Source organism: Duganella sp. CF517 (assembly GCF_900110275.1).
Classification (GTDB): Bacteria; Pseudomonadota; Gammaproteobacteria; order Burkholderiales; family Burkholderiaceae_D; genus Rugamonas.
The window spans coordinates 145,578-167,967 of the sequence record NZ_FODC01000006.1 but is presented as its reverse complement, the minus strand read 5'-3'; the positions used below and the strand labels follow the sequence as shown (position 1 = coordinate 167,967).

General features: G+C 63.1%; 26 protein-coding genes. 15 read left to right on the top strand and 11 right to left on the bottom strand.

The genetic code is table 11. The annotated features are described in order from the left end of the window. Window positions 1-130 precede the first annotated feature (130 nt). The 4 genes from BMX85_RS22915 (at window position 131) to BMX85_RS22900 (ending at window position 3,070) form a co-directional block, all read left to right on the top strand. Complete coding sequence (locus BMX85_RS22915; RefSeq protein ID WP_090324240.1) at window positions 131-1,420, top strand: MFS transporter; 1,290 nt, start codon at window positions 131-133, stop codon at window positions 1,418-1,420. Between the two features lie 68 nt (window positions 1,421-1,488). Beyond that, window positions 1,489-1,710, top strand: a complete 222-nt coding sequence (locus BMX85_RS22910) for a ParD-like family protein (RefSeq protein WP_090324238.1) — start codon at window positions 1,489-1,491, stop codon at window positions 1,708-1,710. Then, entirely contained in the window at window positions 1,707-2,474 is a 768-nt protein-coding gene (gene map, locus BMX85_RS22905; RefSeq protein ID WP_090324235.1) for a type I methionyl aminopeptidase, read from the top strand. The genes BMX85_RS22910 and map overlap by 4 nt, the downstream gene beginning before the upstream one ends. A gap of 32 nt (window positions 2,475-2,506) precedes the next feature. Beyond that, on the top strand, window positions 2,507-3,070 hold the full coding sequence (locus BMX85_RS22900) for a nucleotidyltransferase family protein (RefSeq protein ID WP_090324233.1): 564 nt from the start codon (window positions 2,507-2,509) through the stop codon (window positions 3,068-3,070). A 9-nt stretch (window positions 3,071-3,079) separates the two neighbouring features. Here BMX85_RS22900 and BMX85_RS22895 read toward each other — a convergent pair whose 3' ends face one another. The 3 genes from BMX85_RS22895 to BMX85_RS22885 all read right to left on the bottom strand — a co-directional run bounded on the left by BMX85_RS22895 (window position 3,080) and on the right by BMX85_RS22885 (window position 5,904). After that, on the bottom strand, window positions 3,080-3,907 hold the full coding sequence (locus tag BMX85_RS22895; RefSeq protein ID WP_090324232.1) for an alpha/beta fold hydrolase: 828 nt from the start codon (window positions 3,905-3,907) through the stop codon (window positions 3,080-3,082). A gap of 102 nt (window positions 3,908-4,009) precedes the next feature. Further along, window positions 4,010-4,753, bottom strand: a complete 744-nt coding sequence (locus BMX85_RS22890) for a LytR/AlgR family response regulator transcription factor (protein ID WP_090324229.1) — start codon at window positions 4,751-4,753, stop codon at window positions 4,010-4,012. Continuing rightward, window positions 4,750-5,904: a sensor histidine kinase gene (locus tag BMX85_RS22885; RefSeq protein ID WP_177196862.1), complete on the bottom strand. Its 1,155-nt coding sequence runs from the start codon at window positions 5,902-5,904 to the stop codon at window positions 4,750-4,752. The genes BMX85_RS22890 and BMX85_RS22885 overlap by 4 nt, the downstream gene beginning before the upstream one ends. A gap of 172 nt (window positions 5,905-6,076) precedes the next feature. Here BMX85_RS22885 and BMX85_RS22880 point away from each other — a divergent pair, with 172 nt between their 5' ends. Continuing rightward, the gene (locus tag BMX85_RS22880) at window positions 6,077-7,093 is read left to right on the top strand and encodes a diacylglycerol/lipid kinase family protein (RefSeq protein WP_090324225.1); all 1,017 of its coding nucleotides are present in this window, start codon (window positions 6,077-6,079) and stop codon (window positions 7,091-7,093) included. Between the two features lie 91 nt (window positions 7,094-7,184). Beyond that, the gene (locus tag BMX85_RS31335) at window positions 7,185-7,370 is read left to right on the top strand and encodes an antitoxin Xre-like helix-turn-helix domain-containing protein (protein WP_090324222.1); all 186 of its coding nucleotides are present in this window, start codon (window positions 7,185-7,187) and stop codon (window positions 7,368-7,370) included. A gap of 83 nt (window positions 7,371-7,453) precedes the next feature. On the opposite strand, the gene BMX85_RS22870 is transcribed toward BMX85_RS31335, so the two are convergent. Next, window positions 7,454-7,975, bottom strand: a complete 522-nt coding sequence (locus BMX85_RS22870; RefSeq protein WP_229210637.1) for a Rid family hydrolase — start codon at window positions 7,973-7,975, stop codon at window positions 7,454-7,456. 567 nt (window positions 7,976-8,542) lie between these two features. Between BMX85_RS22870 and BMX85_RS22865 the strand changes: the two genes are divergently transcribed. Further along, window positions 8,543-8,875, top strand: coding sequence for a hypothetical protein (locus tag BMX85_RS22865; RefSeq protein ID WP_090324217.1), 333 nt, complete (start codon window positions 8,543-8,545; stop codon window positions 8,873-8,875). Between the two features lie 109 nt (window positions 8,876-8,984). On the opposite strand, the gene BMX85_RS30230 is transcribed toward BMX85_RS22865, so the two are convergent. Continuing rightward, complete coding sequence (locus BMX85_RS30230) at window positions 8,985-9,434, bottom strand: hypothetical protein (RefSeq protein WP_143068049.1); 450 nt, start codon at window positions 9,432-9,434, stop codon at window positions 8,985-8,987. A gap of 184 nt (window positions 9,435-9,618) precedes the next feature. Next, window positions 9,619-11,448 carry a glutamine--fructose-6-phosphate transaminase (isomerizing) gene (gene glmS, locus BMX85_RS22860; protein WP_090324215.1) on the bottom strand — a complete coding sequence of 610 codons (1,830 nt, stop codon included), beginning with the start codon at window positions 11,446-11,448 and terminating at the stop codon, window positions 9,619-9,621. Window positions 11,449-11,588: 140 nt separating this feature from the next. Between glmS and BMX85_RS22855 the strand changes: the two genes are divergently transcribed. Further along, window positions 11,589-12,041, top strand: coding sequence for an Lrp/AsnC family transcriptional regulator (locus tag BMX85_RS22855; protein ID WP_090324212.1), 453 nt, complete (start codon window positions 11,589-11,591; stop codon window positions 12,039-12,041). A 402-nt stretch (window positions 12,042-12,443) separates the two neighbouring features. On the opposite strand, the gene glmU is transcribed toward BMX85_RS22855, so the two are convergent. Further along, entirely contained in the window at window positions 12,444-13,808 is a 1,365-nt protein-coding gene (gene glmU / locus BMX85_RS22850; RefSeq protein ID WP_090324210.1) for a bifunctional UDP-N-acetylglucosamine diphosphorylase/glucosamine-1-phosphate N-acetyltransferase GlmU, read from the bottom strand. Between the two features lie 93 nt (window positions 13,809-13,901). Between glmU and BMX85_RS22845 the strand changes: the two genes are divergently transcribed. From BMX85_RS22845 to BMX85_RS22825, 5 genes are all read left to right on the top strand, one after another. Further along, on the top strand, window positions 13,902-14,732 hold the full coding sequence (locus BMX85_RS22845; RefSeq protein ID WP_229210636.1) for a DUF6279 family lipoprotein: 831 nt from the start codon (window positions 13,902-13,904) through the stop codon (window positions 14,730-14,732). Between the two features lie 65 nt (window positions 14,733-14,797). Continuing rightward, window positions 14,798-15,454: a 16S rRNA (guanine(966)-N(2))-methyltransferase RsmD gene (gene rsmD / locus BMX85_RS22840; RefSeq protein WP_090324207.1), complete on the top strand. Its 657-nt coding sequence runs from the start codon at window positions 14,798-14,800 to the stop codon at window positions 15,452-15,454. A gap of 107 nt (window positions 15,455-15,561) precedes the next feature. Continuing rightward, complete coding sequence (gene coaD / locus BMX85_RS22835) at window positions 15,562-16,053, top strand: pantetheine-phosphate adenylyltransferase (protein WP_090324204.1); 492 nt, start codon at window positions 15,562-15,564, stop codon at window positions 16,051-16,053. A gap of 12 nt (window positions 16,054-16,065) precedes the next feature. After that, complete coding sequence (locus BMX85_RS22830) at window positions 16,066-16,320, top strand: YfhL family 4Fe-4S dicluster ferredoxin (RefSeq protein WP_090324202.1); 255 nt, start codon at window positions 16,066-16,068, stop codon at window positions 16,318-16,320. Between the two features lie 5 nt (window positions 16,321-16,325). Further along, window positions 16,326-16,919 (top strand): chalcone isomerase family protein, encoded by a 594-nt coding sequence (locus BMX85_RS22825; protein WP_090324200.1) that lies wholly within the window; start codon window positions 16,326-16,328, stop codon window positions 16,917-16,919. A 9-nt stretch (window positions 16,920-16,928) separates the two neighbouring features. Here BMX85_RS22825 and BMX85_RS22820 read toward each other — a convergent pair whose 3' ends face one another. After that, a complete protein-coding gene (locus BMX85_RS22820) occupies window positions 16,929-17,210 on the bottom strand; it encodes a hypothetical protein (RefSeq protein ID WP_229210635.1) in 282 nt (93 codons plus the stop codon). Between the two features lie 183 nt (window positions 17,211-17,393). On the opposite strand from BMX85_RS22820, the gene BMX85_RS22815 reads away from it, so the two are divergent. Then, window positions 17,394-18,362: a LysR family transcriptional regulator gene (locus BMX85_RS22815; protein WP_090324195.1), complete on the top strand. Its 969-nt coding sequence runs from the start codon at window positions 17,394-17,396 to the stop codon at window positions 18,360-18,362. On the opposite strand, the gene BMX85_RS22810 is transcribed toward BMX85_RS22815, so the two are convergent. Beyond that, a complete protein-coding gene (locus tag BMX85_RS22810; RefSeq protein WP_090324734.1) occupies window positions 18,359-19,267 on the bottom strand; it encodes an SDR family oxidoreductase in 909 nt (302 codons plus the stop codon). The two genes, BMX85_RS22815 and BMX85_RS22810, sit on opposite strands and share 4 nt — an antisense overlap. 99 nt (window positions 19,268-19,366) lie before the next feature. Between BMX85_RS22810 and BMX85_RS22805 the strand changes: the two genes are divergently transcribed. Beyond that, entirely contained in the window at window positions 19,367-20,272 is a 906-nt protein-coding gene (locus BMX85_RS22805; RefSeq protein ID WP_090324192.1) for an AraC family transcriptional regulator, read from the top strand. 6 nt (window positions 20,273-20,278) lie between these two features. Here BMX85_RS22805 and BMX85_RS22800 read toward each other — a convergent pair whose 3' ends face one another. Further along, window positions 20,279-21,847, bottom strand: coding sequence for a methyl-accepting chemotaxis protein (locus BMX85_RS22800; protein WP_090324189.1), 1,569 nt, complete (start codon window positions 21,845-21,847; stop codon window positions 20,279-20,281). 58 nt (window positions 21,848-21,905) lie between these two features. Further along, entirely contained in the window at window positions 21,906-22,361 is a 456-nt protein-coding gene (locus BMX85_RS22795; protein WP_008443393.1) for an Lrp/AsnC ligand binding domain-containing protein, read from the bottom strand. Between the last annotated feature and the right edge of the window lie 29 nt (window positions 22,362-22,390).

The window sequence follows — 22,390 nt, the reverse complement described above, 5'->3', positions numbered from 1 at the left end:
ATACATTGCGGTCGGCGGCCGGGTCCGCAGCGTCCTGCGTGCTCTATACTCTCGTGTTGTCTTCCCAACGTTCCGGCAGGAACGCCCTCGCCGCGACGGTGTCGCGCTAACCGTACAGCCGCTTTCCGCAATGACCAAATTCTCCGCCCACGATACCCCGCCCCGCATCCGCCGCAGCCAAACCCTGGCGCTGGTGCTGCTGGTGGTGTGCGGCGTCATCAACTACCTCGACCGCGCCACCCTGGCCGTCGCCAACGAATACATCCGCGCCGACCTCGGCCTGTCGCTTGGCCAGATGGGCTTGCTGCTGTCGGCGTTCTCGTGGAGCTACGCGCTGTGCCAGCTGCCGGTGGGCGCGCTGGTCGACAAGATCGGGCCGCGCTGGCTGCTCGGCATCGGCCTGGTGGTGTGGTCGCTGGCGCAGGCGGCCGGCGGGCTGGCCTCGAGCTTCGGCTGGTTCGTGATCGCCCGCATCGCGCTGGGCATCGGCGAGGCGCCGCAATTTCCGGCGGCGGCGCGGGTGGTAAGCAACTGGTTCCCGCCGCGCGCGCGCGGCACGCCGACCGGCATCTACAATTCCGCCTCGCCGCTGGGCGTCGCGCTCGCGCCGCTGTTGCTGGCGCCGCTGATCGCCGCCACCAGCTGGCACTGGGCCTTCTTCGTCACCGGCGCCATGGGCCTGGTGGCGGCGGTGGTGTGGGTGGCGCTGTACCGCGATCCGGCGCCGGCGCGGCTGGGCGCCGACGAGCGCGCCTATCTGGACGGCGGCGTCGCCGCACCGGCGGCCGGCGCGACCGGCTTCGCCGCCTGGTGCGCACTGTTCCGGCACCGCACCACGTGGGGCATGATGCTCGGCTTCTTCGGCTCGGTGTACCTGAACTGGGTGTACCTGACGTGGCTGCCGGGCTACCTGCGCACCGAGCGGCATATGGATCTGGCGGGCGCCGGCCTGGCGTCGTCGATTCCATTCATCTGCGGCTTCGCCGGCGCCTTGATCGCCGGCTGGGCCTCGGACCGCGTCGCCAGCAGGGCCAAGTCGCAGATGTCCGGCCGCCGCAACGCGGTGGTGGTCGCCACCCTGGGCATGGTGGTGTTCACGGTGCCGGCCGCGCTGGTCGACAGCAACGTGCTGGCCGTCGCCTGCATCTCGATGGTCATCTTCCTGGCCAACGCCTCGTCGGCCTGCGCCTGGTCGCTCGCCACCGTGGCGGCGCCGCCCAGCCGCATCGCCTCGCTCGGGGCCTTGCAGAATTTCGGCGGCTTCCTCGGCGGCGCGCTGGCGCCCATCCTGACCGGCTACATCGCCCAGACCTGGTCGTTCGTGCCGGCGCTGCTGACCGGCGCCGGCATCGCCTTCGTCGGCGCCATGTCCTACCTTTTGCTGGTGGTGCGGCCGATCCCCGAGGAGCGGAAAGTCTAGCAAAGCCGCTTGCGCCGGACCACACGATGAATATACAATCCATATACACTTCGTATATAGGATTACTTATGGGCATCGTCAACATCGACGACAATCTGCACGACCAGATTCGCAAGGCCAGCGGCGTGGGCTGCCGCTCGATCAACGCGCAGGCGGCGTTCTGGATCAAGATCGGCATGCTGTGCGAAATGAATCCCACGCTCAGTTTCAACCAGATCGTCGCCGGGGAGTTGCGCGCGGCGGGGGTAGGGGTCGAGGCCGACACCCAGTTCCGGAGCGCGATCGGATGACCAAGCGACCGGAAGAAATCGCGCTGATGGCGGAATCGGGCAAGCTGCTGGCCAGCGTGTTCGGCCATCTGGACCAGTTCAGCCTGATCGGCATGTCGACCATGCAGGTCAACGACCTGGTCGACGGCTTCATCGTCAACGAACTGCGCGCGCGTCCGGCCAGCAAGGGGCAGTACGGGTTCGCCTATTCGCTCAACTCTTCCCGCAACAACGTGGTGTGCCACGGCGTGCCGTCCACCACCGACATCCTGCGCGACGGCGATATCGTCAATTTCGATATCACCTTGGAGAAGAACGGCTTCATCGCCGATTCCAGCAAAACCTACCTCGTCGGCGCGGTCTCGCCGCTGGCCAGGCGGCTGGTGGAAGTGACCTACGAGGCGATGTGGAAAGGCATCAAGGCGGTGCGGCCGGGCGCCAGGCTGGGCGACGTCGGCCACGCCATCGAACGCCACGCGCGCCGCAACGGCTATTCGGTGGTCCGGGAATATTGCGGACACGGCATCGGCCGCGAGATGCACGAACCGCCGCAGGTGCTGCATTGGGGCAAGCCAAGGACGGGCTTGGTGCTACAGGAAGGCATGGTCTTCACCATCGAACCGATGCTCAACCAGGGCCGCCGCACCGTGCACACCGAGGATGACGGCTGGACCGTGGTGACCACGGACGGCAAGCTGTCCGCGCAGTTCGAGCACACGGTGGCGGTGACGCGCCACGGCGCGCGGGTGCTTACCTTGCGTTCCGAGGAAAGGGCGCCGATCTGAAAACCGACATCGACACTGCCCGCGCAGACGAGTTGACGCAGCGCCTGCGGCATCTCGCGTGCTCTTCCGCGTGGTTCAGCGCGGCGCTGGCGGCGGTGCGGGATCTGGGCCTCTCGTCATGGTGCATCGGCGCCGGCGCGGTCCGCAATCTGGTGTGGGACGCCTTGCACGGCTATGAGACGCCGTCGCAACTGGCCGACGTGGACGTGGCCTATTTCGACGCGTCGGATCTGGCGCCGGAAACGGAAGCGGACCTGCAGCGCCGTCTTCACGGCGCGATGCCGGGGATTGCGTGGGAAGTGACCAATCAGGCGTCGGTGCATCGCTGGTTCGAGGCGTATTTCGGCCATGCGGTCGAGCCGCTGGCATCGCTTCGCGACGGCGTCGGCTCCTGGCCGGAATACGCCACCGCCGTCGGCCTATGCCTGCATCGGGACGATACCATCGAAGTGATCGCGCCGCACGGCTTGGACGATCTGTTCGATTGCGTGGTGCGCCGCAATCCGGCGCGGGTGAGCATGGCGACGTATCGCCTGCGCGTCGCGCAGAAAAACTATCCGGCGCGCTGGCCGCGCGTGACGGTGGTCCACGGTTAGCGTTATCGCTTATTGGCCGGCGAAGGTTTTATCGCGTGGTGGCGGCAGCACCTGGCGAATCGCGGCGGCGACGATGTCCGGCGACGTCAGCGCCATCTGGTGGCTGGAGTCCGCCACCACCGTCTTCGCCTTCGGATACAGCGCGCGCACCGCGTCGCGGGTGGCGCTGTCCATGCGGAAGGCGCCGAAGTCGACGCCGATCGCGGTGCTGGAGGTCGGCTGGTTCACCAGCCGCACGATCGGCTTGTCGTCGATGCCGGGAAGGCCCAGGACCATGTCGCCGGTCTCGTCGATTTTCTCGATTTCGCGCCACACCGAGCGGGAGAAGGCGAGCTGGCCGGCGATGCGCGTCATCAGCGGAAAATCTTGCGTTTTCTTGATCATGCGCGGGTAGATCGCGTCGACCAGCACCAGCGCCTTCACCTCGTCCGGATAAATCCTGGCGAACAGCTGCATGTACAGGCCGCCGAGGGAATGGCCGACCAGAACGTATGGCGGCTTCAGATCCTTATGCCGCAGGATACCGCGCAGCTCCTCCACGATCGTGCGGCCGTCGCGCGGCGTGGCGGCCACCTCGCTGTTGCCATAGCCCGGGCGGTTATAGACGAACACCGATGCCTCCTGTGCGAGCTGCCCGGGCACCGTGCCCCACTTGTCGATGGTGTTGCGCGAGCCGCTCTCGAACACCACGACCGCCTCCGCCGTGGGATGGCGCAAGGTCAGCGACTCGACCCGGCGGCCGTCGATGGTGTCGACAAGCGGCGCGGGCGGCGCGGCGAAAGTGGGCGCTGCTGCTGCGGCGGCGGCGCAGAAAAGAAAAAGGACCGGCTTGAACATTGGCGTTTCCTCGGAAGAAAACGCCAGCATCGCCGATGGCGCCCGCCTGCGCATCGGCCGTGCGACGAATCGACAATGGGCGCGACGAACGGCAAGCGCCGGCTACATCGCCTTGAAAAGGTGGACGAACGCCCGGCTCACCGGCAACTCGCCGGCATGGCCGCGCATGCGCACGAACAGGCGGCTGGCCTGGTCCCGGCGCGTGCCCTCGAGCCAGGCCAGGTTGATCAGCGTGGAGCGGTGGACCTGCCAGAATTGCTCCGGATCGAGCTGCGCGGCCAGCTCGGTGATCGGCGTGCGGATCAGGAATTCGCCGTCGACGCTGGCGACGACCGTGTACTTGTCATCGGCAAAGAAAAAACGAATGTTGGCGACGTCGATATGGTGGGCGCGGTCGCCTTGGGAAGCCAGAATGTAGCGCAGCCGCGGGCGGGACGGCGCGGCCGTCAGCTGGTGCAGCACCCGCGCCATCGCCGGGCCGGACGGCGCGGCGGGCGCCGCGCGCAGGCGCGCCACCGTGCGCCCCAGCCTTTCCGTACTGACCGGCTTGAGTACATAGTCGAGCGCGGCGTGCTCGAACGCTTGCAGCGCGAACTCGTCGAAGGCGGTGACGAAGACCACCCGCGTCTGCCCTTCGATCCCCTGCGCCACCTCGAGGCCGGACAGGCCGGGCATCTGGATATCGAGGAAGGCGAGGTCCGGTTCGAGCTCGGCGATGCGGGCGGCGGCGTCGACGCCGTTGCGGGCGACATGGACGATCCGCAGTTCCGGCCACAGGGCCTGCAACTGGTCGCGCAGGTAATGCGCCAGATGCGGCTCGTCGTCCGCGATCAGCGCGCGCGTCATGCCGCCAGCTCCGGCGCGGGCGCGGTGGCGCGGCTGCGGTAAGGCATGTCGAGCACGACCTCGGCGCCGCTGTCGCGCGCTTGCAGGGTCAAGCTGGCGTCGGCGCCGAACTGGGTCTGCAAACGCGAGCGCAGGTTGGCCAGCGCCATGCCGGCGCCGGGGCGCAGCTGCTTGCCCGCTGCGTTCAAGCCCATGCCGTCGTCGACGACGCGCACCTCCAGCCGTCCGCCGCGCACGACGGCGTTGACGGCCACGCTGCCGCCTTCGAGCTTGGGAGCGAGGCCGTGCTGGATCGCGTTCTCGACCAGCGGTTGCAACATCAGCGTCGGCATGACGGCCAGCAGTGCCTCGTCGCTGGCGTCGAGGTGGAAACGCAGCCGGTCGTCCATGCGGATCTGCAGCAAGGAAAGGTAATTGCGCGTCATGTCGAGTTCGGCCGCCAGGGTGCTGTCGGTCTGGCGCAGCTGCCCCAGGCTGCCGCGCAGATAGCTGGAGAACGTCTCGATCATCCGCTTGGCGCGGGGAGGGTCGTAGTCCATCAGGCTTTGGATGTTGGCCAGCGTGTTGAACAGCAAGTGCGGCTCGATCTGCCCTTGCAACAGGCGCAGGCGGGCCTCCGTGACCTCGCCCTGGAGCTGCTGCTGGCGCAGGCGCGCGCGCCACCAGACCCAGTTGACGGCCAGAACGAACAGAATGAACACGGCGAATTTGGTCAGCGCGGCCGGCAGCGAAATGAACATGCCCCAGACGTTGAATCCCACCAGGATCGGGACGATCGTGAAGCCGATGGTCATGCCGAGGATGATGCCGAGCAGTGCCAGGGCGGACAGCGCCATGCCCGCGCGGATGTCGCGCACATCGGACAGGCGCGCCACCAGGTGCGGCGGCAGACAGCGCTCGGCAAGGCGCAGCACGCCGAACAGCGTGTGCACGATGCACAGGCAGATCGCGATATTCGGCAGCATCGACGCCCACCACCAGCCGGGCCGGTCGACACGGCCGAAGATGGCGACAAATGACATGAGCCCGATGGCCAGGGCGACGGCGATCAGCGACGCGATCGCCAGGCGGGTGACGGTGGGAACATCGTGGCGGGGACGCAGTTCCCACAATGAACGCCAGCTTTGGATTAACGTCGTTTTGGTTGTCATGGACGTAGTGTACCCAAAGCCGGGTTTAGGATGGCGGCAGGCCGGGCCGAACCCATCGGCGATGGCGGCATGCATTGATATCTGTGTGCTAACGAGCATATGCGACGTGATGCCAAGGATACAATGACTTGCCGCACCGCGCCGGTGATGATGGACCAACCGACCTTGCCCCATGCCAGCTACCCCGATCTCGCCCGACGCCCGTTTTTTCATCGCCCTCAATGCCGGCTCCGGCCATTCCGAGACCGAGGAGCGCCGCACGACCATCGAAACGGTGCTGCGCGATGCCGGCCGGCAGTTCGAGTTGACCATCGTCGACCAGCCGGACACCATCGACGAGATCGCCGGCCAACTTGCCAGACAGGCGGCCGACGCCGGCGGCGTGCTGGTGGCGGCCGGCGGCGACGGCACCATCAACGCGGTGGCGCGGCAGGCGATCACGCACGGCTGCGCGTTTGGCGTGCTGCCGCAGGGCACCTTCAATTATTTCGGCCGCACCCACGGCATTCCCGAAGACCTGAGCGAAGCGGTGCACGCGCTGCTCGCCGCGCGCCTGCACCAGGTGCAGGTGGGCATGGTCAACGACCGCGTGTTCCTGGTCAACGCCAGCATCGGCCTGTATCCGAAGCTGCTGGAGGAGCGCGAACTGGACAAGAAGCAGTTCGGCCGCAGCCGGCTGGTGGCGGCGCTGTCGGCGCTGAAAACCGTGCTGAGCCCGCATCGCCGCCTGCGGCTGGCGCTGCAAATCGACGGCCGCTTGCAGCGGCTGCGCACCGCGACCTTCTTTGTCGGCAATAATCGCCTGCAAATGGAGCAGATCGGCATTCCGCCGATGAGCGCCGCGCTGGAGGATGGCCGGCTGGCGGCGGTGGCGCCACGCACCAAAGGCAAGCTGGGGATGTTGTGGTTGCTGTTGCACGGCGCACTGGGCAGGATGGGGCGGCTGGATCAAGGCGACGAACTGACCACCTTCAGCTTCAAGCAGATGCAGGTGACGGTGAAAGGCCGCAGGCTGGCGCGGCGCCGCCAGGTCAAGGTGGCCATGGATGGCGAGGTGAGCTACATGGACAACCCGCTGGCGTTTCGGGTGATGGAGGAGCAGTTGCTGCTCTTGAAGCCGGATGCGACTTGGGCAAAGCCTGCCGAGGCGTCCCAGGAACAGCCGTCGACGCTGGTAAATATCCGGTAACGGCAAAGCGCCAAGATATTGTCAGAGCTCGACGCCGTTGCTTCGGCTCCGGCGTGGCACCAAAACCGGAGGGTTCATCACTCGGTACAAGATGGATTTCACGGACAGGATCCGCGTCATCCGGTCCGGTGTCCCGGCCCGGCGCGTGGGCGAATTGTCCTCGGCCATGGACATGCCGAAAGAGGCGCTGATGGACTCGCTGGGACTGTCGCGCGCCACCATCAACCGCAAGGTGCAGCGCCAACAGGCGCTGTCGCCCGAAGAATCCGAACTCTAGGGCGGCGGCGGCGCCTTACAACGAATCCACATTCACGACGCCAGTCGCGCCGCTGCACCCGGCAAGCAACGATCTATCCTGTCTCAATCACGATCGGCCAGGACCGCCCGGAACGTCACTTCCACCAGTTGCGCAGGGAATGCCAGGCGGGAGATGCCGATGATATTGCTTGCGCACTGGGGCTGCTCGCAGCCATACATCGCTTTTCTTACCTTGGCGCCGGCAGTGAAGGCGGCATCGACGTCGAGCACATACAACGTCTCTTCGACCACGTCGTCCAGGGTTGCGCCGTAGCGGGCCAGCAACTCGATGGCGTTCACATAAGTCTGGTGCAGTTGCGCTTCCATGTTGGAGAAGTTGATCGGCTTGCCCGATCCGTCGAGTTCGGCCGGAGCGACCAGCGCGCCGTCGCCATCATGACTCAGTTGACCGGAAATATAGATCGTGTCCTTGACCTTCACGGCTTGGACATAACCGAAGGCTTTTTCCCAGGCGACGCCCAGGTTCTCGGACTTTTTTTCCACTGACATATTGTTCGCTTTCGCGGTGAAGTTGGGGGTTGGCAGGCACTGCCTTACACCGGTCACCGAAGAATAACGTTCCAACAGAGGCGTCGCCTCCCTCAAAAGGCAAATGTGCGCACTCCCTGTAAGACACGCGACTTCTCAAAGGAGGCGGACCGCGGCATGGCGCGCCGGAGAGTCCGGATATCTCAAACCAGACGAGGCAAAAACCTCCAAAAATGGATATCTGGAAACGGGGTCACGCGTTGGAAACCGGGCCGGCCTCGGTCAACAGGCTTCCGTCGCCTCCGCGCGTTCTCTTGGTGTCCCAGATCATTTGGCCCGAATCGGCGACTTTCGCTATTGCGATATCTTTGGCCAGAGTCGTCACCGGCTGCGCCTTACGGACGGTGCTGGGCGCCATTGCACAATCAGGCCAATGTAGCCCAACTTCGGTAGAATGCGCGCATGGACTGCATTCGCCAGCGCTGGCAGCTGAGTGAAGTCTGAGCGATTTATACTGATGAACCATCGCCCCCAACTCGGTGTAATCGGTATCGTACTTCGCTCCAGCTGTGCGGCGCGCAGGATCTATGGAAGGAACGGGCGACGATGCGATATGCAAGCAGCACACCCGACAGGCCGACAACCCCCCCGGACCTGCGAACCATGCGCGCCTATGCAGCGCTGCTGCTTGCCATCACGGCTACCGACGCCAGCGCCCATCCGCCACCCGGCGTGGGTACGATCTTCTTCCTGGGCATGATCCCCACGCTGCTGTTGCTGGTCGGATATTTGATCAGTCTGTTCAGGTCGCGCGCGCCTTGGTCGCATAAACTCTGGATGGGATTGGGACTGGCCGGTAGCCTGATGCTTACGGTGGTTTTGGCGGGCAACAACACGTTCAACTTGCCGCTCTACACGATACCGTTGATCTGGATCGTTCCCGCCTTGGTGTGGTTGGCGATGTCGCGCTGGCTCAAGCGCAGGCAGCATGCGTAACGACCCATCCCGGAAGCTGGACCGACGAACCGTCGTTGCCCAATTAGGTTCTCGTCCATAAGAAAAGCCGACGCTTGGGTTCTACTTCATCTAAAGCGCTACACACCTTTCACGATGTGCTGACGAAAAAATTCGCTGCAATGTCGACGCTAAACGGCTCGTCGAATTCAACGACAATCTTCTTTTTGAATATGCCTTCCTTCTTTACGCGATAAGGCACATAAACGTAACGAGCATAACCGGAGCTTTCTAGCTGTATCCGAAGACCGTCTGGCGCGGTGGGAGAATATTGAGCAGGAATGTTTACGTTGGCTGCAAGCGCCACTCCTGCAAATTGTCCATTTAGCGCGCCCGCTACAAAGGCGTCGCTCAAGAGTTTATATATCTCTATTGGATTTGGCCTCTCCTCGCCATTATCTCCACCGACTGCGGCGACAACGCCGTCAGCCGCGAGTGTAGCTCCGAATGGATAAAAATCCCCGGCCTGTTCAAGCATCGTTCGAGCGAAACCCATGCAACAGGAGAACATTTCGTGAATTTGTTCAGGTGTTGCGCCCATCTTTTTCCTTTAAAACCGAGTATCTCGCGACTGGCACGAAGGGCCGCTGTTGGCCGAAGGCGGAAGTTCCTAAGAGCATGTCCACCTCGGCCATTTGTGTCAAACATATTGTTTCGTGTAGAACTTTATTGTTTTGCGTCCGACTTTATTGCCCGTTCACATCTCGTCACGTGCACTCGGATTTCTACTCGACCGTCACCGACTTCGCCAAATTCCTGGGCTTGTCCACATCGGTCCCACGCGCCAGCGCCGAGTGGTACGCCAGCAGCTGCAACGACACCACGTGCAGTATCGGCGACAGCAAACCATAGTGCTCCGGCAAGCGGATCACATGAACGCCTTCGCCAGAGGTGATCCGCGAATCGACGTCGGCGAACACATACAGCTGACCACCGCGCGCCCGCACTTCCTGCATGTTCGATTTCAACTTCTCGATCAGCGCGTCGTTCGGGGCGATGGTGACAACCGGCATTTCCTCGGTGACCAGCGCCAGCGGGCCGTGCTTCAACTCGCCAGCCGGATACGCCTCGGCGTGGATGTACGAAATCTCCTTGAGCTTGAGCGCGCCTTCGAGCGCGATCGGGTAGTGCATGCCGCGCCCGAGGAACAGCGCGTTCTCCTTGCGCGCGAAGTCGTCGGCCCAGGCGATGATCAGCGGCTCCAGCGCCAGCACGGCCGAGATGGCGACCGGCAGGTGGCGCATCGCCTTCAAATGCTGCGCTTCCTCTTCGTCGGTGAGGCGGCCGTTGATTTGCGCCAGCGACAACGTCAGCAGGAACAGCGCGGCCAGCTGCGTGGTGAAGGCCTTGGTCGAGGCGACGCCGACTTCGACGCCGGCGCGCGTGATGTAGGCCAGCTTGCATTCGCGCACCATGGCGCTGGTGGCGACGTTGCAGATGGTCAGCGTGTGTTCCATGCCGAGGCTGCGGGCGTGCTTGAGCGCGGCCAGGGTGTCGGCCGTTTCGCCGCTTTGCGAGATGGTGACGACCAAGGTGTTGGGATGCGGCACGCTGTCGCGGTAGCGGTATTCGCTGGCGATTTCGACGTTGACCGGGATCTTGGCGACCGATTCGATCCAGTATTTGGCCGTCAGGCCGGAGTAATAGCTGGTGCCGCAGGCGAGGATCAGCACGCGGTCGATCTGCTTGAAGACGTTGTAGGCGCCGTCGCCGAACAACTCCGGCATGATGCCGGTGACGCCTTCGAGCGTGTCGCCGATGACGCGCGGCTGCTCGAAGATTTCCTTTTGCATGTAGTGGCGGTACGGGCCCAGCTCGGCCGCGCCGGTGTGCGCCAGCACGGTTTTGACTTCGCGCTGCACCGGCTTGCCGTTGACGTCGACGATCCAGGTGCGGCCCAGTTGCAGGTCGACCACGTCGCCTTCTTCCAGGTAAATGATCTGGTCGGTGGTGCCGGCCAGCGCCATGGCGTCGGAGGCGACGAAGTTTTCGCCCTGGCCGATGCCGACGATCAGCGGCGAACCCTGGCGCGCGGCGACCACGCGATGCGGTTCCTCGCGGCTGAAGACGGCGATGGCGTAGGCGCCTTGCAGGCGTTTGACGGCGTGCTGGACGGTGTCGAACAGATCGCCGTTGTACATGTGGTCGACCAGGTGGGCGATCACCTCGGTGTCGGTCTGGCTTTGGAAGACGTAGCCGAGCGCGGTCAGTTCGGCGCGCAGTTCGTCGTGGTTTTCAATGATGCCGTTGTGGACCAGGGCGATGCGCGCCTGGTCGGCCGACGGCGAGAAGTGCGGGTGGGCGTTGTGCGAGGCCGGCGCGCCGTGCGTGGCCCAGCGGGTGTGGGCGATGCCGGTGAAGCCTTTCATGTGCGCTTCGTCGATTTGCTTTTCCAGGTCGGCCACGCGCGAGGTGCTGCGCGAGCGCTGCAGTTTGCCGTCGACGTGCAGGGCGACGCCGCAGGAGTCGTAGCCGCGGTATTCCAGGCGCTTGAGGCCTTCGATCAGGATCGGGGTGATGTTGCGTTGCGCTACCGCGCCGACGATGCCGCACATAGAAAACCTCTTCTGTTAAGTTAGGAGGCCATCGTAGAGCAGCCTCTATGAAATATGCTTTCTTATTATCCAGTCTTCTGAAATAATATTTCATCACTTCGATAGCATGAAATATTATTTCATTTAGGCGCGAAAATTTTATGGATGAGATAGATCGTCGCATTCTCAACGTGTTGCAGGTTGATGCGTCACAAACCAACAGCGAGCTGGCGCTGGCAGTCCATGTGTCGCCGCCGACTTGTCTGCGCAGGGTCAAGCATTTGACGGAAACCGGGGTTATCCAGCGGCAGGTCGCGATTGTCGCGCCGGAGAAGGTCGGGCCGAGCTTGACGGCGATCGTGGAGATATCGCTGGATGTCCAGGCGGCCGAGCGGATGGCCGAGTTCGAGGCGCATGTGGCGGGGGAGGAGGCGGTACTGCAGTGCTATCGGGTGGCGCCGGGGCCGGATTTCGTGCTGATCGTGCAGGTGGCGGATATGCCTGCTTATCACGCGCTGGCGCATCGCTTGTTCGCGACGCAAACCAATGTGCGGAATGTGAAGGCGTATTTTTCTACGTTCCGAAGCAAATTCGAGACGCGAATCGCGGTGTGAATAGACCGACGCGTTTGCTTATCCCCCGCTTTTCCCTTGCTTGTGCACAGGTTTGTTCACACCAACCTTTTCGCCGATGGACTTTTCCCGTGGTTTGCACAGCTTGTTCAGGGGCTTTGCACCCGCTTATACCCAGGCTTATCCACATTTAAAAGTTATCCTGTGTTACCCACATAATTTCCCACAGGCTTATCCACAATCCGGCCGATATCAAGGCTGAGTGCGGCCTACGGGGCGTCGCCGCCCACCCAAGCGAAGTTGTCCAGCAGATTTCCCCTGCTTATACCTGGCTTCTTCAGGGCTTATCAGCAGGCTTCTCCACATCTTTATCCACAAATAAAAAAGCCGGGATAGTTATCCCGGCTTGTTCTGGTGGATGTCCACACGTTTATCCACACCACCTTATTTCGGCTTTTTGACCGGGCGGCTCCAGTTGTCGATCGTGACCTGGCGCGGACGCGAAATCGTCAGCTTGCCGGCCGGGGCGTCCTTGCTCAGCGTGGTGCCGGCGCCCAGGGTGGCGCCCTTGCCGACCGTAACCGGGGCGATCAGCTGGCTGTCGCTGCCGATGAAGGCGTCGTCCTCGATGACGGTGCGCGATTTGTTCACGCCGTCATAGTTGCAGGTGATCGTGCCGGCGCCGATGTTGACGCGCGAGCCGATGGTGGCGTCGCCGATGTAGGCCAAATGGTTGGCCTTGCTGTGCGCGGCGACCTGGCCGTTCTTGATTTCGACGAAGTTGCCGACGTGGACGTCCTCGGCCAGCACCGTGCCCGGACGCAGCCGCGCATAGGGGCCGATGATCGAGACTTCGCCCACCACCGCCTCTTCGATATGGCAGAACGGCTTGATCTGGGCGCCGGCCAGGATGCGGGCGTTGAAGATGACGTTGTGGGCGGCCACGCGCACGCCGTCGCCCAGTTCGACCTTGCCTTCGAACACGCAGCCGACGTCGATGGTGACGTCGCGGCCGCAAATCAGCTCACCGCGCACATCGATGCGCGCCGGGTCCATCAACGTCACGCCCTGTTCCAGCAGCTTGAGGGCGATGTTGCGCTGGTGGATGCGTTCAAGCTCGGCCAACTGCACTTTGCTGTTGACGCCGGCCACTTCCCACTGCGCCGACGGCTGCGCCGACACCACCCGCACCCCGTCCGCCACCGCTTGCGCGACGATGTCGGTCAGGTAGTACTCGCCCTGGGCGTTGTTGTTCTTGAGCGCAGCGAGCCAGCGCTTCAGGTGCGCGGTCGGCGCGACCATGATGCCGCTGTTGATTTCCTTGATGGCGCGCTCGGCCTCGGTGGCGTCCTTTTGTTCGACGATGCGGACAATTTCATTATTCTCGCGGACGATGCGGCCCAGGCCGAATGGATCGTCTTGCTCGACCGTCAGGATGCCCAGCTTGTCGTTGCCGGCCACGTCGACCAGCGCCCGCAGCGACGCGCTCGTGGTCAGCGGCACGTCGCCGTACAGGATCAAAGTCGGCACGCTGTCGTCCAGCTCCGGCAGCGCCTGCATCACCGCGTGGCCGGTGCCCAGCTGCGGCTCCTGCAGCGCGGTGGCGACCTTTTCCGGCTGCCTGGCCAGCAGTTCCTGCACGGCAGCGCCCCCATGTCCGTAAATAACGCATAATCGGCTGGCAGACAGACTGCGCGCGGTATCGAGCACATGCGAGAGCAATGGCTTGCCGGCCAGTGGATGCAAAACCTTCGGCAACGCGGATTGCATGCGTTTGCCCATACCCGCGGCGAGAATAACGACGTTCATAAGAAGCCAGATAGAGTGAGTGAGTAAATGCAAAAGTCTAACATGTCCCAAAACGGTAACCGAACGATAAGCCGCCTTTTCCTGATTGCGCTCATGACCGTGCTGGCCGCGTGCAGTTCGCTGCGCCTGGCCTATAACAATGGCGATACCTTGCTGTACTGGTGGCTGGACGGTTACGTCGATCTGACCTCCGATCAAAAAGGCGTGGTGCAAAAGGAGATCGACAAGCTGTTCAGCTGGCACCGCAAGACCCAGTTGAACGATTACGTGCAGATCCTGCAAACGGGTCAGAAGCAGCTGGCCGGCAACCTGACGGCCGCCGACCTGCAAGCCGACTACGACGATATCAAAGGCCGCACGCAGAAGCTGCTGCTGAAGGCGGCGCCGGAACTGGCCGGGCTGGCCACGTCGCTGGAGCCCGACCAGATCGACACCCTGGAGAAGAAGTTCGCCTCCAACCTCGACGACTTCCGCAAGAAGAACATGAAGGGCGACAAGGAAGCCCAGCAAAAATTCCGCTACAAAAAATCGATGGAGCAGTTCGAGCTGTGGTTCGGCAAGTTCTCGACGGAACAGGAAGAGCAGATCCGCAAGGCTTCCGACGCCCGTCCGCTGGACAACGAAATCTGGCTCAACGAGCGCAAGCGCCGTCAAAACGCGATCCTGACCCTGGTGCGCAAGGTGCGGCAGGAGAAGTTAAGCAAGGAAGCGACCATTCCGCTGATCAATACGCTGATCAAGGATTCGTTCAACCGTTTGGAGAATTCCGAGCACAAACAGTTCTTCGAGGCGTCCGAGCAGGGCAGCCTGCAGCTGATTCTGACGGTGGTGAAGATCGCCACGCCGGAGCAGAAGGCGCACGCGCAGAAGCGCATGCAGGGTTGGATCAACGACTTCCGCAGCCTGGCGGCGGAGGCCCGCTGACCAGCGCCAGCAAGCCCGTATGGTATAGTGGACCCTGTTGTATCAATGACTTAGAACACAGCCACATGCCAAAGAAGCCAGCAAGCAAAGCCGCAAAACCCGCAAAAGTCCCGGTCCACGGTCCCCAGCACAGCAACCAGGTGCGCATCATCGGCGGCGCGTGGAAACGCACGCCGCTGCCGGTATTGAGCGCGCAGGGCTTGCGGCCGACGCCGGACCGCGTGCGCGAGACGGTGTTCAACTGGATCAACCACCAGCGCGACGCCAACTGGGCCGATGCGCAGGTGCTGGACCTGTTCGCGGGCAGCGGCGCGCTCGGCTTCGAGGCGGCCAGCCGTGGCGCCAGGTCGGTCATGATGATCGACTCCAATGTACCCGTGGTGCGGCAGCTCGATGAAATCAAGGCCAAGCTGAAGGCGGACAACGTGCAGATCATGCGCGGCGACGCCTTGGCGGTGGCGCAGTCGGCCGCCGCGCGCGGCCAGAAATTCGACCTGATCTTCCTCGATCCCCCATATCAGCAAGAGTTTTTGGAGCGTTGCCTGCCGCAGTGCACAAGAATCCTGGCGGAGGGCGGACTGGTCTATGCTGAATCCGGCGCGGCGCTGGAATTCGACGCCGACGCGACACCCGATTGGATGGCGCAATGGGAAGTGCTCCGCGCCGACAAGGCGGGAATGGTATTCTTCCATTTGCTGAAGTTGAAGACTTTAGTGGCTTAGTAACAACTAAGTTGCAAGCAATTCTCTGCAAACTGCCCGATATTAAGGCAAACATCGTTTTTCAGGCATAATGCGCGTTCTATATTGGTGCACTGCAGGGAGCCGCAATGGTAGTAGCCGTTTATCCGGGAACGTTCGATCCGCTGACCCGTGGTCACGAAGATCTGGTGCGTCGCGCATCGGGTCTGTTCGACACGCTGGTGGTCGGCGTCGCCGACAGTAAGAACAAGAAGCCTTTCTTTTCACTGGAAGAACGCCTGACCATCGCCAACGAAGTGCTGGGCCACTATCCGAACGTGAAAGTGGAAAGCTTCTCCGGCCTGTTGAAGGATTTCGTGCGCGCGCACGACGCCCGCGTCATCGTGCGCGGCCTGCGCGCCGTGTCCGACTTCGAGTACGAGTTCCAAATGGCGGGCATGAACCGCTACCTGCTGCCGGACGTCGAAACGCTGTTCCTGACGCCGTCCGACCAGTACCAGTTCATCTCCGGCACCATCGTGCGCGAAATCGCCGTGCTGGGCGGAGATGTCTCCAAGTTTGTTTTCCCATCGGTCGACCGCTGGCTGCAAAAGAAAATCGCAGCTACGCAGACCGAATAAGCGAGTTCCGTCATGGCCTTAATGATCACCGACGACTGTATCAATTGCGACGTATGCGAGCCCGAGTGCCCGAACGACGCGATCTACATGGGCGCGGAAATTTACGAAATCAATCCGGACAAGTGCACCGAGTGCGTCGGCCATTTCAATGAGCCGCAATGCCAGCAGGTCTGTCCGGTCAGCTGCATCCCCTTCAATCCCGCTTGGCGCGAGACCGAAGAGCAACTGCGCGCCAAATACGAGCACCTGCAGGCCGCCAAGGCCTGACCGCCATGCGACGCCGACAACTGATCAAGGGTCTGATGGCGGTGGCCGTGCTGGCCGCCGGCGTCCAGTCGCCCGCGTTCGCCACCGTCGACGTGGCCGGCGCCAAATTCGATGACATCGCCACCGTGGCCGGCAAGGAACTCAAGCTCAACGGCGCCGGCCTGCGCACCAAGGTCATCTTCAAAGTGTACGCGGCCGGTCTGTACCTGGCCGAAAAGAAAACCACCGTCCCCGACGTGCTCGGCGCCACCGGCCCGCGCCGCGTCAGCATCATCATGCTGCGCGACGTCACCTCGGACGAGTTCGGCAAGTCCTTCATGGAAGGCTTGAGTTCCAATACCGATAAATTCGAACGCACCCGCATCCTGGCGCAGACGATGAAGTTCGGCGAAGTGTTCGCGCAGATCCAGACGCTGAAAAAAGGCGACCAGATGCTGCTCGACTGGATACCGGGCGAGGGCACCCAGTGCTATCTGAACGGTAAAAAGCTCGGGGAGTTGATGCCGGATCTGGCGTTCTACAACGCCGTGCTGCGGATCTGGCTGGGCGACAAGCCGGTGGACAGCTCGCTCAAGCCCGCCCTGCTGGGCGAGCGTTAACTGATCTTCTTAGGCGCGCGACGCCATCGCGCGCAGCTCGGCGGCATGGCTGGCACCGCATTCGCTGGTGTTGAGCATGCGCTTAAGCATCATCGCATCGCGCATCTGACGGCGCTGCAGGCGTTCTTCCTTGGTCAATTTCGGCTTGACGATCAGCACGGCGGCGCGCGCGCAGCCGCGCAGCAGCGGTTTGAACAAAATCAGCAGGCCGATGGTGACAACGGCGGCCAGCGCCAGCTGTATAACGGTGGTGAACGAAAGAGCTTGGAGTACTGAGATGATGGTAGACATGATAGACCGGTGCATTTAGAATCAAGTTAACTATAGTGCAGCGCAGCATAAGTATCCAATTTACTTCCACGATAACAATTATTCGTTCGGTGAATGGCGAAGCTTGTCCTTGACGAGAAATGTGTATTTCTCGATACTGTCCACTCTGATTCTTTATCCTATTTTCATACTGCCTGAGCCAACATGAGCTTTTTGACGCTGGACTTGAATTTGTTACGCGTCTTCGACGCCGTGATGACAGAACAAAATCTGACACGCGCGGCCGGCCATCTGGCCATGACCCAGCCCGCCGTTTCGAACGCGATCAAGCGTCTGCGCGAGAGCCTGGGCGACGAATTGCTGATCCGCACCGCCTACGGCGTCAAGCCGACCCCGCGCGCCGAATCGCTGTGGCCGTCCGTGCGCAGCGCGCTGGCCAGCCTGGAAGCGGCCGTGGCGCCGGAGACCTTCGACGTCTCCGCCGCCCACGCGACGTTCCGCATGGCGATGGCCGACGCCACCGCCGCCTTCTGGCTGCCATCGCTGATGCGTTCGATCGAAGTGGAAGCGCCCGGCGTGAACGTGCGCATGGTGCCGTTGACCACGCGCGAACCACGGCCGATGCTGCTGCGCGGCGACATCGACCTGGCGGTCGGCTTCTTCCCCGGCGTGGCGGCCCAGCTGTCGTACGAGACCGGTTCGCCGATCCGCCACGAGCGGCTGTATTCCGGACATTACGTTTGCGTGATGCGGCGCGACCATCCGCTGGCCAAGGTCGAGCTCAACCTGGACAATTATTGCAAGGCCAATCACCTGCTGGTGAGTTTCTCGGGCCGCGCGCACGGCCTGGTCGACGAGGCGCTGGCGCAGATCCAGCGCGAGCGGCGCATCCTGCTGACGGTGAACCAGTTCTTCACGGCGGGCCGCGTGGTGGCGAATTCGGACCTGATCACGGTGTTGCCGCGTCACTTGATCGCCTCGACCGGCATGACCGATGCGCTGATCGCCAAGGAATTGCCGTTCCAGCTGCCGGCGGTCCACCTGGACATGCTGTGGCACGAACGCGATGCGCGCAGCCCGGCGCACAAGTGGCTGCGCATGCATCTGGAAGGCATGAACCAGGTGGCGGCGCGCACCGCGCCGGGCAGCGCGCCGAAGAAGGACACCGCTTAAGGATTCGGTCCTGCGGCGAAGTACGCCTCCCGATCCATATCCTCAAGCAAACCCGGATGCGCCGGCAGCCAGCCAAGCTGCCGCCGCGTTTGCTCGCTGGAAGCCGGGCAATCCATCCCGAAGAACCGCCCCATAAAACCGAAATGTTCAGCCGCCCGATCAGCCGACACGCCCACCACCGGCACCGCCAGGCGCCGACCGATCACTGCGGCGATCTCCCGTGTCGCCACGCCTTCCTGCGCCGTGGCGTGGTACACCGACCCCGCCGCGCCGCTCTCCAGCGCCAGCCTGTACAGACGCGCCGCGTCGCGCCGGTGCACCGCCGGCCAACGAGTCATCCCGTCGCCGATGTAAGCGGAACTTCCCTGCTTGCGCGCGATCCCGATCAGCGCCGGAACAAAACCATGGTCGCCGTCGCCATGCACCGACGGCGGCAGCCGCACCACCGACGCGCGCACGCCCTGTCCGCCCAGCGCCAGCGCCGCCAGTTCCGACGGGATACGATACGACCCGGCCGAACCGGCCATGGGCGCGTCACCTTCCACGGAGAGCCGGCCGGGCTGCAATATCCCGATGGCCGACGTCACCACGAACGGCTTGCCCGAACCGGCCAGCGCCGCACCAATCGCCTCGATCGCCGCCAGGTCGGCTTTGGCCGATTCGGGCATGTTCGAGAAATCATGGATGAAGGCGGTGTGGATCACGCCATCGCAGGACTTCGCGCCCGCGACCAGGCTGTCGATATCCAGCAGGCTGCCGCGCTGGACCGCGGCGCCCAGCCCCGTCAATGTCGCGGCGGCCTGGTCGCTGCGCGCCAGTCCCAGCACCTGATGGCCGGCTTGAAGCAAATCCTCAACAACTGCGGAACCGACGAAACCCGTCGCTCCAGTCACAAATACACGCATGGTCAATTCCTTGGCTGACTAAAAAGCCCATGATAGAAGCGGAATCGCATCCGATCCATGCTATAAAGTCTGCATTATCTTCGCGTTCGTCCAAAATCGATGGATCCACTCTCCGAAGTCCTCGCGCTGCTCCGACCGCGCAGCTACGTGTCGGCCGGCTTCGATGCAGGCGGCGACTGGGCCGTCCGCTATCCGCCCAACATCGGCATCAAATGCTATTCGATCGTCTCGGGACAGTGCTGGCTGGCGGTCGATGGCGTGCCGGAACCGACGCTGTTGAAGGCCGGCGACTGTTTCCTGCTGCCGAGCGGACGGCCGTTTGTGCTGGGCAGCGATTTGTCGCTGACGGCGGCCGATTCCATGGAAGTGGTCGCGGCTCCGCGCGTCGACGGCGTCATCGTGCACAACGGCGGCGGTGCTTGCATGATGGTCGGCAGCCGCTTTTTCCTCGGCCACAGCCATGGCGAGATCATGTTGGCGATGCTGCCGCCGGTTGTGCATCTGCGCCAGGAAGCGGATCAGGCTGCGCTGCTGTGGTCGGTCAACCGCATGATCCAGGAGCTGCACGGGCAGCGGCCGGGCAGCGCGTTGATGGCCGAGCATTTGGCGCACATGATGCTGATACTGGCGCTGCGGCTGCATATGGAGGAGGGCGCCGGCGTAGGCTGGCTGTTCGCGCTGGCCGATCGCCAGATGGGATTGGCGCTGAGCGCCATGCACGCGGAGCCGGCCCATCGCTGGACCCTGCAAGCGCTGGCGCAGCGTTCGGGAATGTCGCGCTCGGCTTTCGCGCTCAAGTTCAAAACGATGGTGGGGGCGTCGGCGATGGAGTACCTGACGCGCTGGCGCATGCTGCTGGCCGGGGATAAATTGCTCAATTCGAGCGCGCCGCTTTCGGTGATCGCGCCGTCGCTGGGCTATGAATCGGAAAGCGCCTTCAGCACGGCCTTCAAGCGCGTGATGGGCTGCTCGCCACGGGATTACGTGCGCAAAACAGCCCCCTGAACGGTCCTAGTGCCTGGTGCTGGAACGGTAACCGATGCGGAACCCGCCCCAATGCTTGCCGTTGACATAAATCGGCGCCGACAGGTCGTGCATCACTTCCCCGGTATCGCGCTTATACGTCTGCAGCAAAAACGGCTTGGTGTTCGACCCGCAGCGCTTGCCGGTGCGATCGCTGAAGATGCGCTTGGTACGGTTGTTGACGATGTCGACGTCGTAGTTCCCCGTCAACGGCTGCGAGAACTTCTTGTTATGGGTGGGGAAATAGCCGTTGTTATCCACGGCACCGGCGTAGGCCAGCTGCGGCATGGCCACCAGCAGCGCCTCCTGCAATGAAGGCAGTACGCGATCCGTGAAATCATCGAATTTCGTCTTATGCTTGGGCGGATCGGTATTCGGGATCGGACTGTAAGTGCGGTCGAACAAGGCCTCGCGCGTGATCTTGCCCGAAGACAGCGCCGCCTCGAAAATCCTGCCCACTTCCGTCGCCGCCTGCTGCGCGGCGTGCCGGATCGCGTCGTGCGACGTGGCGATCGACGACTCGCCCAGCGCCTCCGTGATGAGTTCGGCCCGCTCGGCCAGCGCCATCGCCGAACTGGCGGCGCGCGGCAATTCCTTCTCCGTCGACAGCAGGCTGTCGCGGATGCTGGCGATCGCGGCCGCGATTTCCTCGGTGGTGGCGACATGCTCGCGCGAGGCCCGGGCGATCTGGCCGATCTCGTCTTCCGACACGCCGGACGAGCGCTCGATGTTGCCCAGCAAACCGTGCACCTTCTCGACGTTGCCGGCCGCTTCGCTGACCTGCACCGCCAGCGACGTCATGCCGGTGGCCGCCTGTTCCGCTTGCTGGTTGATCTCGCGCACCATGGTGCTGATCTCGTCGGTCGCTTCCTTGGTGCGCAAGGCCAACTGGCGCACCTCGCTGGCGACGACGGCGAAACCGCGTCCCTGTTCGCCGGCGCGCGCGGCCTCGATGGCGGCATTGAGCGCCAGCAGGTTGGTGCGGGCGGAAATCTCGCTGATGGCCTCGGTGAAGCCGTAGATTTTGCGGGAGTTGGTTTGCAGGCTGGTCATGACGGACGCGGCCGTCTGGGCGTCCTGGCGCGCGGTGCGGATGCGCTGCAGGCCGTTGTCGGCCTCGGTGCGGCCGGCAACCGTCTCGCCGCGCACCTGGGCGGCGATCTTGGCGGCGCGCTCGGCGTTGGCGGCGATGCGCTCGGTGGTCGCGGCGTTTTGCGACGAACTGTGGACGATGCCGCCGGCGGTGCCGACGTCGAGCTCGATTTTCTTTTTAACGGAGTCGACGAAATAGGAGGTTTCCGCCGCGCCGATCATGATGGCGTCGATTTCCTCGCCCACGGTCTGGGCGAAACGGCGCACGCCGCCCTCGTCGTTGCCCTGGCGCGCCGCCCACCAGGCAATCAGCGCGCCGGCCAGCGCCGCCGGCGCGGCCGTATAAATCAACGCGGCCTTGTCGCCCGCCGCCAGATTGAACAAGTACGCCAGGCACGTTCCGCCCGCCGTCGCCCCCAACAACCATAATCCACGTTGCATCAACCTCTGCTGCAAAAGCTTCATTTGTCCCCCGTTGACCCCGGCGCTTTGGCGCGTAGCAAGTAATTTTATTTCCTACATACTACTTTATAGGCAACTTGGTGGTATTCTTGACTTCTTCCATCACGGCATAAGTGTGTGTTTCCCGCACACCTTTTTGGAGCAGGGTTTTACCAAGGAATTCGCGGTAGGCGGCCATGTCCTTGACGCGGGCCTTGACCAGGTAGTCGAACCCGCCGGCGACCATGTGGCATTCCAGCACTTCCGGAATCACCTGGACGCTGTGTTTGAAGGCGTCGAAAACTTCGGGCGTGGTGCGATCGAGCACGACTTCGATGAAGACGAGCAGTGAAACGTCGAGCAGCTGGGGATTGAGCTGCGCGGTGTAGCCCATGATGTAGCCGGATTCGTGCAACTTGCGCACGCGCTCCAGGCAAGCGGCCGGCGACAGGTTCACCCGCGCGGCCAGCTCCACGTTGCTGATGCGGCCATCGCTCTGCAACTCCATCAAGATTTTTTTGCTGATCTTGTCTAACATTTCCGGGGACTCCCAAATAAATATTATTT

Coding starts and splice junctions, on each gene's coding strand:
- BMX85_RS22915 (WP_090324240.1), top strand. CDS start 131: ATGACCAAATTCTCCGCCCACGATACCCCGCCCCGCATCCGCCGCAGC.
- BMX85_RS22910 (WP_090324238.1), top strand. CDS start 1,489: ATGGGCATCGTCAACATCGACGACAATCTGCACGACCAGATTCGCAAG.
- map (WP_090324235.1), top strand. CDS start 1,707: ATGACCAAGCGACCGGAAGAAATCGCGCTGATGGCGGAATCGGGCAAG.
- BMX85_RS22895 (WP_090324232.1), bottom strand. CDS start 3,907: ATGTTCAAGCCGGTCCTTTTTCTTTTCTGCGCCGCCGCCGCAGCAGCA.
- BMX85_RS22890 (WP_090324229.1), bottom strand. CDS start 4,753: ATGACGCGCGCGCTGATCGCGGACGACGAGCCGCATCTGGCGCATTAC.
- BMX85_RS22885 (WP_177196862.1), bottom strand. CDS start 5,904: ATGACAACCAAAACGACGTTAATCCAAAGCTGGCGTTCATTGTGGGAA.
- BMX85_RS22880 (WP_090324225.1), top strand. CDS start 6,077: ATGCCAGCTACCCCGATCTCGCCCGACGCCCGTTTTTTCATCGCCCTC.
- BMX85_RS31335 (WP_090324222.1), top strand. CDS start 7,185: ATGGATTTCACGGACAGGATCCGCGTCATCCGGTCCGGTGTCCCGGCC.
- BMX85_RS22865 (WP_090324217.1), top strand. CDS start 8,543: ATGCGCGCCTATGCAGCGCTGCTGCTTGCCATCACGGCTACCGACGCC.
- BMX85_RS30230 (WP_143068049.1), bottom strand. CDS start 9,434: ATGGGCGCAACACCTGAACAAATTCACGAAATGTTCTCCTGTTGCATG.
- glmS (WP_090324215.1), bottom strand. CDS start 11,448: ATGTGCGGCATCGTCGGCGCGGTAGCGCAACGCAACATCACCCCGATC.
- BMX85_RS22855 (WP_090324212.1), top strand. CDS start 11,589: ATGGATGAGATAGATCGTCGCATTCTCAACGTGTTGCAGGTTGATGCG.
- glmU (WP_090324210.1), bottom strand. CDS start 13,808: ATGAACGTCGTTATTCTCGCCGCGGGTATGGGCAAACGCATGCAATCC.
- BMX85_RS22845 (WP_229210636.1), top strand. CDS start 13,902: ATGACCGTGCTGGCCGCGTGCAGTTCGCTGCGCCTGGCCTATAACAAT.
- rsmD (WP_090324207.1), top strand. CDS start 14,798: ATGCCAAAGAAGCCAGCAAGCAAAGCCGCAAAACCCGCAAAAGTCCCG.
- coaD (WP_090324204.1), top strand. CDS start 15,562: ATGGTAGTAGCCGTTTATCCGGGAACGTTCGATCCGCTGACCCGTGGT.
- BMX85_RS22830 (WP_090324202.1), top strand. CDS start 16,066: ATGGCCTTAATGATCACCGACGACTGTATCAATTGCGACGTATGCGAG.
- BMX85_RS22825 (WP_090324200.1), top strand. CDS start 16,326: ATGCGACGCCGACAACTGATCAAGGGTCTGATGGCGGTGGCCGTGCTG.
- BMX85_RS22820 (WP_229210635.1), bottom strand. CDS start 17,210: ATGTCTACCATCATCTCAGTACTCCAAGCTCTTTCGTTCACCACCGTT.
- BMX85_RS22815 (WP_090324195.1), top strand. CDS start 17,394: ATGAGCTTTTTGACGCTGGACTTGAATTTGTTACGCGTCTTCGACGCC.
- BMX85_RS22810 (WP_090324734.1), bottom strand. CDS start 19,267: ATGCGTGTATTTGTGACTGGAGCGACGGGTTTCGTCGGTTCCGCAGTT.
- BMX85_RS22805 (WP_090324192.1), top strand. CDS start 19,367: ATGGATCCACTCTCCGAAGTCCTCGCGCTGCTCCGACCGCGCAGCTAC.
- BMX85_RS22800 (WP_090324189.1), bottom strand. CDS start 21,847: ATGAAGCTTTTGCAGCAGAGGTTGATGCAACGTGGATTATGGTTGTTG.
- BMX85_RS22795 (WP_008443393.1), bottom strand. CDS start 22,361: ATGTTAGACAAGATCAGCAAAAAAATCTTGATGGAGTTGCAGAGCGAT.